The organism is Metasolibacillus fluoroglycofenilyticus (assembly GCF_003049645.1).
In the GTDB taxonomy this organism is placed as follows: Bacteria; Bacillota; Bacilli; order Bacillales_A; family Planococcaceae; genus Metasolibacillus; species Metasolibacillus fluoroglycofenilyticus.
This window is the reverse complement of sequence record NZ_PYWK01000001.1, coordinates 2,126,228-2,139,566: the sequence shown is the minus strand read 5'-3', so window position 1 is coordinate 2,139,566 and position 13,339 is coordinate 2,126,228. Positions and strand designations below refer to the sequence as shown.

General features: G+C 39.5%; 12 protein-coding genes. 9 read left to right on the top strand and 3 right to left on the bottom strand.

Annotated elements, in window-relative coordinates; genetic code table 11:
* Nucleotides 1–111: 111 nt before the first annotated feature.
* From C9J36_RS09965 to C9J36_RS09940, 6 genes are all read left to right on the top strand, one after another.
* Nucleotides 112–318, top strand: a complete 207-nt coding sequence (locus tag C9J36_RS09965; RefSeq protein WP_066162031.1) for an alpha/beta-type small acid-soluble spore protein — start codon at nucleotides 112–114, stop codon at nucleotides 316–318.
* Between the two features lie 353 nt (nucleotides 319–671).
* Nucleotides 672–2,249 (top strand): acyl-CoA synthetase MbcS, encoded by a 1,578-nt coding sequence (gene mbcS, locus C9J36_RS09960; RefSeq protein ID WP_201261906.1) that lies wholly within the window; start codon nucleotides 672–674, stop codon nucleotides 2,247–2,249.
* Between the two features lie 816 nt (nucleotides 2,250–3,065).
* Nucleotides 3,066–4,082 (top strand): signal peptide peptidase SppA, encoded by a 1,017-nt coding sequence (gene sppA / locus C9J36_RS09955; RefSeq protein WP_066162036.1) that lies wholly within the window; start codon nucleotides 3,066–3,068, stop codon nucleotides 4,080–4,082.
* A gap of 12 nt (nucleotides 4,083–4,094) precedes the next feature.
* The gene (locus tag C9J36_RS09950; protein WP_066162039.1) at nucleotides 4,095–4,616 is read left to right on the top strand and encodes an RDD family protein; all 522 of its coding nucleotides are present in this window, start codon (nucleotides 4,095–4,097) and stop codon (nucleotides 4,614–4,616) included.
* A 383-nt stretch (nucleotides 4,617–4,999) separates the two neighbouring features.
* On the top strand, nucleotides 5,000–5,506 hold the full coding sequence (tpx, locus tag C9J36_RS09945) for a thiol peroxidase (protein WP_066162041.1): 507 nt from the start codon (nucleotides 5,000–5,002) through the stop codon (nucleotides 5,504–5,506).
* A gap of 112 nt (nucleotides 5,507–5,618) precedes the next feature.
* Nucleotides 5,619–6,548 carry a class I SAM-dependent methyltransferase gene (locus tag C9J36_RS09940; protein WP_066162042.1) on the top strand — a complete coding sequence of 310 codons (930 nt, stop codon included), beginning with the start codon at nucleotides 5,619–5,621 and terminating at the stop codon, nucleotides 6,546–6,548.
* A 130-nt stretch (nucleotides 6,549–6,678) separates the two neighbouring features.
* Here C9J36_RS09940 and C9J36_RS09935 read toward each other — a convergent pair whose 3' ends face one another.
* Nucleotides 6,679–7,125 (bottom strand): universal stress protein, encoded by a 447-nt coding sequence (locus C9J36_RS09935; protein WP_066162045.1) that lies wholly within the window; start codon nucleotides 7,123–7,125, stop codon nucleotides 6,679–6,681.
* A 286-nt stretch (nucleotides 7,126–7,411) separates the two neighbouring features.
* On the opposite strand from C9J36_RS09935, the gene ald reads away from it, so the two are divergent.
* Nucleotides 7,412–8,536 carry an alanine dehydrogenase gene (ald, locus tag C9J36_RS09930; RefSeq protein WP_066162047.1) on the top strand — a complete coding sequence of 375 codons (1,125 nt, stop codon included), beginning with the start codon at nucleotides 7,412–7,414 and terminating at the stop codon, nucleotides 8,534–8,536.
* A gap of 47 nt (nucleotides 8,537–8,583) precedes the next feature.
* Entirely contained in the window at nucleotides 8,584–9,303 is a 720-nt protein-coding gene (locus C9J36_RS09925) for an ABC transporter ATP-binding protein (RefSeq protein WP_346719801.1), read from the top strand.
* 226 nt (nucleotides 9,304–9,529) lie between these two features.
* Here C9J36_RS09925 and C9J36_RS09920 read toward each other — a convergent pair whose 3' ends face one another.
* Nucleotides 9,530–10,618, bottom strand: coding sequence for a M24 family metallopeptidase (locus tag C9J36_RS09920; RefSeq protein ID WP_107942975.1), 1,089 nt, complete (start codon nucleotides 10,616–10,618; stop codon nucleotides 9,530–9,532).
* 241 nt (nucleotides 10,619–10,859) lie between these two features.
* Here C9J36_RS09920 and C9J36_RS09915 point away from each other — a divergent pair, with 241 nt between their 5' ends.
* Nucleotides 10,860–11,540, top strand: coding sequence for a metal-dependent hydrolase (locus C9J36_RS09915; protein ID WP_107942974.1), 681 nt, complete (start codon nucleotides 10,860–10,862; stop codon nucleotides 11,538–11,540).
* Between the two features lie 456 nt (nucleotides 11,541–11,996).
* On the opposite strand, the gene C9J36_RS09905 is transcribed toward C9J36_RS09915, so the two are convergent.
* Entirely contained in the window at nucleotides 11,997–13,142 is a 1,146-nt protein-coding gene (locus tag C9J36_RS09905; protein ID WP_235616033.1) for an amidohydrolase, read from the bottom strand.
* Between the last annotated feature and the right edge of the window lie 197 nt (nucleotides 13,143–13,339).

The window sequence follows — 13,339 nt, the reverse complement described above, 5'->3', positions numbered from 1 at the left end:
TCGTCATTATTAATGGTAAAAGCTTGTTGGTAGAAGAATATTTTGCCTCTTTTTTTTGTGTATGAAAATCGTATCTCAGCACATTCTAATCTCACAAGGAGGTGAAGTAAGATGACTTCAAACAACCGTAATTCAAACAAGCTTAACGTGCCAGGCGCACAACAAGCATTAGACCAAATGAAGTATGAAATCGCACAAGAATTTGGTGTGCAACTTGGACCAGAAGCTACTTCACGTGCGAACGGTTCAGTAGGGGGCGAGATTACAAAACGTCTTGTTTCTATGGCTGAACAACAATTAAAAGGAACTAACCAGTAATCCTTATGAGCTATTGCGTAAGTAAAACTTGCGCAATAGCTTTTTTGCTTTTTATTAAGCTGTAAAGCCGTGCGAATTAAAGATTTTAACGGGCAGTAAGACTACCACTTCAAGATGGAAGAAAAAATATGTTAAAGGATAAGTGGGAAGTGAACTGCCCGTAAAAGTTCGATTGGTTCAACTAATAAATGAAAAAACCCTCACTGATTGAAGTTTCACTTTATTATGTCCTCTTTTTAGAAAATAATTATTAGATTATTTTGAAAAATCAAGCATATATTAATATAATAGATGTAGGTGAGAAATTTCTTGCTCAAGTAGCTAATATGTTATGGGAAAAGGAGTGGGTTTTATTGAAGAGAGAAGATTTAGTGGCACCAAATGTTTATAATATAGTGAATGAAATCGAAAAGCATGCGGTAGGAGATAAAAAAGCGTTAATTGTTCAGCAAGAAAACGGGCAACAAGAAGAAATTACATATGCTGAACTAATCGCTAGAGCTAATCAAGTCGCAAATGTTTTTTATGCAAACGGTTTACAAAAAGGTGATGTCATTCTTGTCATGCTACCACGTTCAGTTGAGGCTTACATAACATATATAGGTGCATTAAAGGCAGGATTAATTATTATACCGAGCTCAGAGTTGTTGCGTGCAAAAGATATTGATTATCGTATAGAGCATGCAGAGGCAAAAGCAATTGTGGCAAATGAAAATTATATTGAAGAACTTGCTGAAGTGCAATATTTAGATGGGCTAGCGCTATTTGTAGTAGGTGCTGCGAAAGAGCCTTGGATTCCTTTTATAAAAGAAGTAGATGCAGCTTCAACGGAATTCAAGGCTCCAGAAACGTTAGCTAGTGATACAGCATTTTTAGCTTATACGAGTGGAACAACAGGCAATCCAAAGGGAGCTGTGCACCAACATAGTTGGGGATATGCGCATTTACGTACAACTGGAGGAAGTTGGTTAGGCGTGCGAGAAGGTGATATTGTCTGGGCGACGGCGGCACCGGGCTGGCAAAAATGGATTTGGAGTCCGTTTTTAGCAACGCTCGGTAGCGGGGCGACAGCTTTTGTTTATACAGGAAAATTCGATACAGTAAAATATTTAACATTATTGCAAAATATCGGAGTGAATGTACTATGCTGTACTCCTACAGAATATCGAATGATGGCAAAAGCAGAAAATTTAAGTGACTATAACTTTAATAATTTGCGTAGCGCGGTTTCAGCAGGAGAGCCGTTGAATCGGGAAGTAATTGAAACGTTTAAACGCGAATTTAATGTACAAGTTCGCGATGGCTATGGTCAAACTGAAAATACATTATTAGTTGGCACATTGTTCGGAATGGAATCTCGCCCTGGCTCAATGGGGAAACCAACACCAGGAAATATTGTTGAAATTGTCGATGAATATGGTGAAATAGTCGGTGAAGGAGTTGTAGGTGATATTGCGGTGCATAATTCTACGCCAGCATTGTTTAAAGGCTATTATAAAGATGTCGAGCGTACGCAAATGCAATTCCGAGGAGAATGGTTTATTACGGGGGATCAAGCATATAAAGATGAGGACGGCTATTTTTGGTTCCAAGGGCGCAACGATGATATTATTATTTCATCAGGCTATACAATTGGTCCATTTGAGGTAGAGGATGCCTTAGTGAAGCATCCTGCAGTGCGCGAATGCGCAGTAGTTGCGAGCCCAGACGCAGTTCGTGGAAGCATTGTAAAAGCATTTATCGTGCTACGTGATTCCAAAATGAAAAATAGCCCTACAATTGTGGAAGAGCTACAGGAGCATGTAAAGGCATTGACAGCACCATATAAATATCCGCGTGCGATTGAGTTTTTAGATGAATTACCAAAAACGGCTTCTGGTAAAATTCGCCGTGTAGCATTGCGCAATAACGAACAAAATAAATCCTTATAACAGGCGTGTTGATGATATAAATATTGTCTATTAATTGGCGTGTTTTTAGAGAGAAGTGCTTTTTATTACGCATACACTCGTTGATTAGAGTGAAGGGGGCGACTCCATCGGGATAAAGTGTAGGGAGGCTAAAACCGCCGCGTCCTGCGGGAACGCCTCCATGACCAACATCCTGTTGGTCTCGAGCTGAAAATCCATTTATTTCAGCAAATGCCGAAATAAATTAGTTGAAGCCGCACCCCGAGGAAAGCGTCCCCCGTAACGGAAATCAACGAATTACTAGGCATTCTCGGTAAAATAAAGGCTAATCAACACGTCTGTCCTTATAACAATATAGCTAGTGAAGGGGATGAAGGAGCTGTCTAAAAAGTAATTTTGAGGCGGCTCCTTCGTGATGAGGCGGGTGACAATTTATTGTGATTACCAAAGAGTCGATATATTTTAGCAAATAATTAATACAGAAACAGTCCTACACTCCTTTATGTTTTATAGTTAATTTTTTGAAACTTTTAATACGCTAAAACGTATAAAAGAATGTACATAACATCACGGCTATTCATATTTAACTTCTTTCAGTAATGTTTTTGTGCCGAAAGCAAGGCGACAGGCACAAATACAGGAATCTCCCATCTCTATAGATGGCGAGATAAAGATAGTGCAGCTAGCGCTATTAATGCCTACATATTGTAAGCCCGAAAAGCTTATATATCGTAAATCAAAGCTTAATTAATGTGAAAAAAGGGAAATAATGTTGGCGTAATAGAGGAAATGTGTTTATGCTATAAAGTGGTGAATAACATAAAAAGGAGTAAAGAAATGAATACGAAAAGATGGGTAGCTTTAATAGCTGCAGTTGTATTATTGGTGTTTTCAATTGGGCTGAATGCAATTATGGCCTTGTTTAAAACAGATTTTTTAAGTTCGTTTGATGCGATGCTTCCAATGTCAGGGGCAGTTGTCGTTAATGAGAGTGTACTAGAGCCAGGAGATTGGGAGAAGCGAATCGCGCTTTTGTCAGTGAATGGGACGATACAAGATTTAGGAGCTGGAAATGCATGGACACAGGTAGAATATGATCATCAAACGTTTATGCAACAGCTTGATATAATTTTAATGGATGAATCCGTGCAAGCAGTTGTGCTTGCTGTTAATTCTCCGGGTGGCGGTGTAATTGAGTCAGCGGCAATTCATGAGAAGCTACTTGAAATTAAAAAGGAGCGCCAAATTCCAATCTATGTGTCAATGGGCTCAATGGCAGCATCGGGTGGCTATTACATCGCAGCACCGAGCGATAAAATATTTGCTTTAAAAGAGACGATTACAGGCTCGATTGGTGTTATTATGCAAGGAATTAATTATTCAGAGCTTGCAGAAAAGCTAGGTGTTAAGTTTGAGACGATTAAATCAGGGCCACATAAAGATATGTTCGGGGGGTCACGTGAGACTTCAGCAGAAGAGCGTGCAATGCTACAAGAAATGATTGATGAAATGTATGAAGAGTTTGTCGATATTGTAGAGGCAGGACGTGGCATGTCAGAAGCGGATGTAAAAAAAGTAGCTGATGGACGTATTTTAGGTGGTTCACAAGCATTAAAAGCAGGTTTAGTTGATGAAATTGGCACGCTGGAAGATACGATTGCGGCGATTCGCGCGGACTATAATTTAGAGGATGCGGAGTTATTTGAGTATGCAAGAGAAGGTGACAGCTTTGCCGCATTATTCGGTATGAAAGTAGGCTCGATGTTTGGACCTTCAGTAGAAGAACGCTTTTTAACACGCATTTTAACGACACATAATGCACCACGTGCTATGTACTTATACGGTGATTTTTAAGGAGGGATAGGAATGGAATACAAGCAAACAGTTATCCCGCCAACAACGCAATATGCCCCAAAGACAGCAGGCTTTTGGATGCGATTATGGGCATTCATCATCGATGGGCTTATCGTAAGCGCAGCAGTAGCGATTGTTATCAATCCCATTTTTTATTTAATGGATTGGAATTTAATGAAAACACCTTGGTATGCGCCGATGGCAATCATTTCAACAATCGTATATTTTAGCTATTTCGCTATAATGACAAGATTTTGGCAGCAAACAGTCGGTAAAATGATTTTTGGATTGCGTGTTGTGAGAACTGATGGAGAGCGACTGGATTGGTTGACAGTTTTGTTCCGTGAAGTGATTGGACGCTTTATAAGTAACACGATTTTTTACTTACCTTATTTAGCGGTTGCCTTTACACCAAAAAACAAAGGCTTATTAGATTTTATTGCAGATACGATTGTTGTGCATGAAGGTGCTTATGCAGAGGAACAAATACAGTCGGTACCCGTACAACAGCACGAAATTGAATATATGATTTAACTTTTTAGGGTAGAATTCTCTCACCTCAATAAGTAGCAAGATGAATGTATTCATAAGGCTTATTTCAATGGATGGAGTGTTAACCGCTCTCAGTCTAAGGATATCGCATCTCACAATAATGACTGAGTGACCAACATCGTGTTGGCTAGACTGGCGGTGGATGTCATAAAGTTTGAAGAAAGCCCTGCACACTGTAGGTCAGTTAATCGTTCGTGCATGTCATGAAGGTTTGAGGTTAACTACTACCAACTAGCTCGAAAAAACTTGAACTAGAGTTAGCAGGGACATAATTGGTACGTGTATTATTTTTTTACAAGCTGTACAAGTTGCAAAGCTTGCTAGATATTTAGTAAACTTAAGGCACAACAAAGGAGGCGTTTTTTGTGGCACAAGTAACATTTAAAAATGGTCCAGTAACATTATTAGGTAATGAAGTAAAAGTTGGTGACAAAGCACCTGACTTCACAGTCTTAGCAAATGATTTATCACCCGTAACATTAAAAGATTCTGAGGGTAAAGTTCGATTATTCTCAGTCGTACCTTCACTTGACACAGGTGTATGTGATGCACAGACACGCAAATTTAACGAGGCGGCAGCAGAGCTAGGTGATAATGTTGTCATTTACACTGTATCGATGGATTTACCATTTGCACAAAAACGTTGGTGTGGTGCAGCAGGCATCGAAGCAGTACAAACTGTATCTGACCACCGCGATGCATCATTTGGTGAAGCATACGGCGTACATATTAAAGAATTACGCCTATTAACACGCGCTGTTTTCGTAGTAGATGCAGAGGGCACTGTAGCATATGTTGAATATGTTCCAGAGGCAACAGACCATCCAAACTATGAAGCTGCAATTGAAGCAGTTAAAGCATTAACAAAATAACATTTTAAAAAAAGAGGCGTTCAAAAAGCAGTGCATCGCACGTTTTTTGGACGCCCCTTCTTTCCTTCATAGTGATAAAAGGGCATTAGAGGAAGTGCAGAGAGGATTGCTTATGGAAAAGTTTGAACAAATTTTTATGCATATAAATGGTGAGGCAGAAAAACGTGAGGAGAAGCAGGAGCAAACCTATTTAGAAGCTTTGCTTAGCACGTTGGAGGATACGCTTGATGAGGTCTTTTCTTGGGAGGTAGAAGGTGCTACGAAAGAGGAGATGCGCAAAGCGATTCAGATTGCCATATTAAAAGGTATGCGCAAAGGCTCTCAGCCAAACCATCAGATGACACCTGATACTTTGGGGCTGCTCGTTAGCTATTTCGTTGAGCAATTTTTTGAAAAAGAATTAGCTGAAGGGACTATATCTATACTGGATTTAGCAGTGGGTACAGGAAATTTACTATATACGATGATGAACGCGCAGAATGGGAAAATTCAAGCAACAGGCATTGAAGTAGATGAGCTGCTTATTCGTTTAGCTGCAGCAACAGGTGATTTAATTGAGCAGCAAGTAACGCTCTATCGTCAAGACGCATTGGATAAGCTATTAGTCGATCCAGTAGATGCGGTTGTGTGCGATTTACCTGTCGGCTATTATCCGAATGAGGAAGTAGCGCTGGATTATGAGCTTTGCGCTTCAGAAGGAATGAGCTTTGCCCATTACTTATTTATCGAGCAAGCAATCCGCTATACGAAGGACGGCGGATATTTATTTTTCTTAATTCCAGCTAATCTTTTTGAAGGTGCGGAGGCAAAAAAGCTGCATCAGTATTTAAAGACCCATGCTTGGATTCAAGCGGTCATTCAATTACCTGAAACATTATTTTCTTCAAAGGCACATGAAAAAAGTATATTAATATTGCAAAAACAGCATAAAAAATTGCGAGCTCCTCGCGAGGTGCTATTAGCTAAAGTACCAAATATGTCAAATAAGCAGGCGTTAGCAATGTTTTTTGAAAAAGTGCAAATGTGGAAGGAAAGCAAATAAAATTCAGCTCTTTGCGGCGAGAGGACACTAGCTATTCGCTTTAAAGGTAAAGAAAAATCTTGTAAAATAAAAGAAAAGTCCTAAAGCGGTGTCATAGCACGCTTTTCGGACTTTTCTTTTTGTTTAAAAATCACTCTGGTGTACGAATTACTAGTACATCACAGTTAGCAGAACGAACGATTGCTTCAGATACAGAGCCAATTAGGAAACGTTCTACAGCGTTTAAACCTGTAGCACCACAAATGATTAAGTCTGCAGTTACAAGTTTTGATAATTCTTTTGTAATAATTGATTTTGGTGAGCCGTATTCGATTAAAGTTTTAACATTGTCAACACCCTCATCGATTGCTTGTTGCTTGTAGCCATTTAATAATTCTTCAGAAAACTTTTGAGCGCGTTCTGCAATTGAGCGGTCGTATGCTTCTACCGCTGCAAATGAACGTGTATCAATAACATTTACTAAGTGAAGAGTTGAACCGATATTACGCTTTGCAACATCAAGAGATTTGCGGAATGCATATTCTGCTTCTTTAGAACCATCTACTGCTACTACGATATTTTGGTAATGATTTGCCATAAATAACTCCCCTTTACATGTGTATAACTATATTATAGCAAAATTTTTACTTATGAAAATACTTATAGAGTAAAATAGGTAAACAAAAGAAATTTTTGTGTCTAAAGCAGCCTATTTTATGCAAAATTCAGAAAATAAATAAGAGTATATAAATTTGGAATTATGATGTTGATCATCTTTTTCAAAAATTAAGTTTGTTTTTTAAAAGAAAATTGATAGAATTAATGTGGATTTATGAGTAATTGTTAGCGATTACTTTTCCATATTGAAGAGGAGGAGAAAGTTTATGAAAATTGGGGTACCGAAAGAAATAAAAAATAATGAAAACCGTGTTGCAATGACACCAGCAGGAGTTGTTACACTCGTTCACGCAGGACATGAAGTAATTATTGAAACAGGTGCTGGATTAGGTTCTTCTTTTACAGATGCTGATTACGTAGCAGCTGGGGCTACAATTGTGCCAACAGCCGCGGATGCGTGGAAGGCAGAAATGGTTATGAAAGTAAAGGAGCCAATTGCAAGCGAATATGGCTATTTTCATGAAGGATTAATTTTATTCACATATTTACATTTAGCGCCAGAGCCAGAGTTAACTGCTGCATTGCTTGAAAAGAAAGTAGTCGGTATTGCTTATGAAACAGTACAGTTACCGAACCGTTCTTTACCGTTACTAACACCAATGAGTGAAGTAGCTGGGAAAATGGCAACACAAATTGGGGCACAATTCTTAGAAAAAACAAATGGCGGAAAAGGCATTTTATTAGGTGGGGTTTCAGGCGTACAGCGTGGTAAAGTCACTGTAATTGGTGGTGGTATCGCTGGTACAAATGCTGCGAAAATCGCAGTAGGTATGGGGGCGGATGTAACTGTTATCGATTTAAGCCCAGAGCGTCTACGCCAAATAGAGGATATTTTTGGTCGCGATGTGCAAACATTGATTTCAAATCCATTTAACATTGCCGAATCGGTAAAAAATTCTGATTTAGTAATTGGGGCAGTATTGATTCCAGGTGCAAAAGCGCCAAAGCTTGTATCAGAAGAAATGGTTAAATCAATGCAGCCAGGTTCAGTAGTAATTGATATTGCCATTGACCAAGGTGGTATTTTTGCGACAAGTGACCGTGTGACAACACACGATAACCCTACGTATGAGAAGCACGGTATCGTTCACTATGCAGTAGCGAATATGCCTGGTGCTGTGCCACGCACATCAACAGTTGCATTAACGAATAATACAGTCCCATATGCATTACAAATTGCGAACAAAGGCTATGTGCGTGCGTGCAATGAAAATCCTGCTCTTAAATTAGGTATTAATACAATCGACGGCAAAATCGTCTATGAGGCAGTAGCTTTAGACCAAGGTTTATCATACACGCCTGTCGATGAAGTACTAAATTCATTAGCTTAATGATTGCAATTGAAAATCTCCTGTTATATCGTAACGGGAAAACGATTTTGCAGGATATTAGTTGGAAAGTACAGCGCGGAGAGCATTGGGCAATTTTGGGGTTGAATGGCAGTGGGAAAACAACATTGCTAAAAGTAATAAATGGCTATATTTGGTCAAACGAAGGTGTCGTTCAAGTGTTAGGTGAAACATATGGGAAAGCGGATATGCGTGAAGTTCGTAAGTCAATTGGCTGGGTCAGTGCAGCTATGATTGAAGAATTTAATCGTTTAGATCCAGTTATTGAAATTGTTTTATCAGGAATGTTCGGAGCCATTCGTTTATTTGAATCGGTTTCTGATGAGGAAATCGAGGAAGCTGTTGGTTTACTTGAGCAATTTGGCATCCGTCATTTAGCCAATACAGCATTTGAGTTTTTATCACAGGGAGAGCGTCAACGAGTACAAATTGCGCGTGCTTTAATGGCAAAGCCAAAGTTACTTATTTTGGACGAGCCTTGTTCAGGTCTTGATTTAATTGAACGAGAAAATTTGTTGCAGACGATTGCACAAATTGCCGATAAAGGCGATGTTACGTTGCTCTATGTGACACATCATGTTGAAGAAATCCTTCCTTGCTTTAGCCATACGCTATTAATGCGAGATGGTCGGATTTTTGCACAAGGCTTGCGTGAACAACATTTAACGGCTGCATGCTTGAGTGAATTTTTCAGGCAAAAGATTGCTGTGCAAATGGAAAAACAACGAGCTTGGGTTGCTATAAAATAAAGTGAAACTTTAATCAATGGGGGTTTTTCTCATCCTCCATTGATTGTTAGTTGAACCAATCGAGCTTTTACGCTCCCACTTATCCTTTAGCGTATTTTCACTTAAGCCTTGAAATGGGAGGCTTACTGCCCGTTAATGCGGGATAAAAAAGCTATAAAATTGTAGTAAATGTAAAGTGCGTGTCCTAAATCAGTTTCGGACACGCACTTTTTAAATGGTATTTTACTTATAAAATGACAAGCTCTTTAGTGAACTTTGTTAGCACTTCAACGCCATCTGCTGTCACGACTACATCATCTTCAATACGCACACCTGTTACATCTGATTTGTAAATACCCGGTTCAATTGTGAAAACCATCCCTTGTTGTAAGGCAAATGTGTTCGTACCTGTTACGGAAGGGTACTCATGCACAGAAATCCCTAAGCCATGTCCTAGGCGGTGTGTGAAATACTCACCATAGCCAGCCTCTGTAATAACATCACGTGAAATTTTATCTAAATCACATGCACGCACACCAGGCTTTACGGCTGCAATTGCTCGTTCATTCGCCTCGCGTACCGCATTGTAAATTTCTTTTTGTGCCTCGTTTACTTCACCAAAAGCAACTGTACGTGTAATATCAGAGCAATAGCCTTCATAAACAACGCCTAAGTCAAATAAAATCATATCACCGCGCTTAATTTTGCGGTCACCCGGTGTACCGTGTGGAGAAGCAGATTTTTCACCAGCTAATACCATTGTATCAAAGCTCATAGAGTAGCCTTTTGCTTTAATAGCTGATTCAATCGCATTTAAAATTTCCATTTCTGTTTTGCCTTCTGCAACTTCTTTGCAGCCTACTTCAATTGCATAATCAGCCAGTTTCGCTGCTTCGCGCATTTTTATAAGCTCATCTTCGTCTTTAATAACACGCATAGCATTAATTTGGTCATCGAGACGCTCAAATGATGCGGCTGGGTAAAGGCTTGTTAGCGCTTCTAAACGCTCTACTGTTAAATGAGATTTTTCAATTGCTAATTTTGTAATTGCGATGTTGTTCTCGGCAATTTTTTTCGCCAAAACATCCCATGCATTTTCCGTGTCTAAATGGCCGATAACATCATAAGCCCAACCAGCTGCTTTTGCATCAGGTACTTCCATTTGCGGGCAAATTAAAAACGGCGCTGCCTCCTTGAAAACGACTACACCTAGTAAGCGTTCATGTGGATTGCTTTTGAAATTTGAAAAATAAAATACGTTGTCAGGTGTTGTGATAAAGGCAGCATCAATATTATTTTGCTGTAAATAATTTTGTAAATGTTGAATTTTACTCATCCATAGGACCTCCGTATAGTTAAATGTATTGACCGTACTTTCACCTTTTGGGTGGTGAGAAGCACAGTGCAGTGCTTCACTTAGACGCTTGCTAGTGGAATGACCAACAGTATATTGGCACAAAGCCTCAGCAGTCGTCAAAATATAATTGATACCCTATTAGCATATCAAAAAAGAGGGAAAATTGCAGATATAGAGAATATATTTTTATGTAAGCATTTTCTAAAAGGAGGCATTATACATGCAAATATCTTACCATGGACATTCTGTAGTAAAAATTATAACAAATGATACAACGATTTTAATTGACCCATTTATTCGAGGAAATGGAGCCACAGATTTACAAGTAGAGGAGCAAAAGCCTAATGTTATTTTATTAACGCATGGGCATAATGACCATGTCGGTGATACAGTTGAGCTTGCCAAAGCGAATAATTCGTTGGTTGTTGCGCCAAATGAATTAGCCGATTTTATTGGTTGGCAAGGTGTAAATGTCCATAATATGCATATCGGCGGAGCGAAACAATTTGATTTTGGCAAAGTAAAGTTTACACAAGCCTTTCATGGCTCTTCTTATGTAACTGAAAAAAACGAAATTATTTATACAGGTATGCCAAGCGGAATTTTATTCATGGCAGAGGGGCTAACAATATATCACGCAGGAGATACAGCCCTTTTTGGTGATATGAGGCTCATTGGAGAGCGACATCCAATTGATGTTGCTTTTTTACCAATTGGTGATAATTTTACGATGGGACCAGAGGATGCAGCATATGCGGTATCTTTGTTAAAGCCGAAAATTGTCGTTCCGATTCATTACAATACATTCCCGCCAATAGCACAAGACCCACAGCATTTCGCTAATTTAGTAGAAGGAGCAGAAGTGCAAATTTTACAAGCGGGCGATTATGTAAAGCTATGAGGGGGAAAGAGGCATCCAACAAGTCGTGTACTAGCTAGCTTGATAGACGAAGGTGATAATAGTGTTTGAGTAAAATGTTAGCTTATTAGAAAAGAGGGGGACTTATTTTGAGAAATGCTCTTGTTATTCTCCTCGGGCAATCTTTATCAATTACGCGGAGGCGTAATTGATAAAGATTTTTTCGTGCTGTTTGGTATCTGTGACATCCGCTGGAGCTTTGACCAACATGAAGTTGGTGTTATAGGAAGTGACGTACTTAGAGCGATTCCAGCGAGTGTTTGGACACCCCGCTGAAATCGCTCTAATGCTTACCCCACCTCTAATGGTTTGGGACTTGTATATCTGCCGCCTTGCTATCAGTACAAATATGAGCCACCGGTACAAAAAACATGTGCTCCTGCGGTTACTCGTCGCAAAAAGATGCTGAAAGAAGTTAAAAAAGACCAACGCTAGTGTCTATTGCGCGGCATTGTAGACGCAGCTTCCATTAATATAAGTTTGCTGAATCGTTGTGCGCAAATCGAATGGGTCACCATTCCAAATGACAAAGTCGGCATCCTTGCCAATCTCAATAGAGCCCACTTGGGATTCGACCCCTAAATGCTTTGCGGCATTTAGGGTAATAGCGGCAAGTGCCTCCTCCTCTGTAAGTCCGTGCTTAATCGCGAGGATAGCGCTCGTTAATAAATGAGTAATACCAACGACAGGATGGTCTGTCGTAATTGAAAATGGGACCCCAGCTTCGCGTAAAGCGATAAGCGTATGCCAGCCTTTTTGTGAGTTTTCATTTTTGGAGCGAGCTGACATTGTTGGTCCTACTGATACGCGAATATCATGCTGGGCGATAAAATCAGCCATTAAATGTCCCTCTGTGCAATGCTCTATTGTCATATCGATATTAAATTCACGCTTAATGCGCAGTGCTGTGGCTATATCGTCTGCACGGTGCGCATGAATGCGGAGTGGAATTTCTCTTTTTAAAACTTTACCGATATTTTCTAGACCTAAATTTCGATTGCATGTCCCAGATTCACGCTGCTCTAAATAATTTTGCCCAGCAATGAGCATTTCACGTAAGCGCCCTGCAACGCCCATACGTGTTGTTGGCATCTTGCCTTTGCCCCCATGCGTATTTTTAGGGTTTTCTCCTGTTGCAGCCTTCAAGCCAGAAGGATTTTTAACAATCATTTCATCGACAACTGATTTGGCAGCCGTTTTTACAATGACCATTTCACCACCGATGACATTAGCGCTACCGGGCATAATTTGAACTGTTGTCACACCAGCTCGTCTAGCATCATCAAAGCCGATATCCTGTGGCTGAATCCCATCTAATGAACTAACTTCAGGTGTAGATTCAGAGCTAATTTCATTGAAATCATGCCCTGCCTTGCCAACTCCCTCAGCATGCACGCCGAGATGTGTATGCACATCAATTAAACCCGGTGTAATGATTTTACCTTCAGCATCAATTGTTTTCACATTTTCTAGGCTTGAAGAAATTGAACCAATTTCTTTGAATTTGCCATCTTCAATTAATAAATCTCCATTTATTACCGCACCTGTTCCAGTACGAATTTGTGCATTTTTTATATGTAACATAACAATCCCTCCCATATGTTAAGTATACTAAACAATAGAAAGCTATGTTATAAAATTTACAGAATTATTTTTATTTTGTTTGCGTAGTCAGTAGCGCTACTTTTACGCTCATGGAAAGAGCACTTACCGCAATGGAAAACTGTTACGCTTCGCTCTCTCGAATGGACAGCAAAACAATAGGCTTTTTTCTTAAATTT

What these genes read in the sequence shown, in the direction of transcription:
- C9J36_RS09965 (WP_066162031.1), top strand. Translation starts at nt 112, where the DNA reads ATGACTTCAAACAACCGTAATTCAAACAAGCTTAACGTGCCAGGCGCA.
- sppA (WP_066162036.1), top strand. Translation starts at nt 3,066, where the DNA reads ATGAATACGAAAAGATGGGTAGCTTTAATAGCTGCAGTTGTATTATTG.
- C9J36_RS09950 (WP_066162039.1), top strand. Translation starts at nt 4,095, where the DNA reads ATGGAATACAAGCAAACAGTTATCCCGCCAACAACGCAATATGCCCCA.
- C9J36_RS09940 (WP_066162042.1), top strand. Translation starts at nt 5,619, where the DNA reads ATGGAAAAGTTTGAACAAATTTTTATGCATATAAATGGTGAGGCAGAA.
- C9J36_RS09935 (WP_066162045.1), bottom strand. Translation starts at nt 7,125, where the DNA reads ATGGCAAATCATTACCAAAATATCGTAGTAGCAGTAGATGGTTCTAAA.
- ald (WP_066162047.1), top strand. Translation starts at nt 7,412, where the DNA reads ATGAAAATTGGGGTACCGAAAGAAATAAAAAATAATGAAAACCGTGTT.
- C9J36_RS09920 (WP_107942975.1), bottom strand. Translation starts at nt 10,618, where the DNA reads ATGAGTAAAATTCAACATTTACAAAATTATTTACAGCAAAATAATATT.
- C9J36_RS09915 (WP_107942974.1), top strand. Translation starts at nt 10,860, where the DNA reads ATGCAAATATCTTACCATGGACATTCTGTAGTAAAAATTATAACAAAT.
- C9J36_RS09905 (WP_235616033.1), bottom strand. Translation starts at nt 13,142, where the DNA reads ATGTTACATATAAAAAATGCACAAATTCGTACTGGAACAGGTGCGGTA.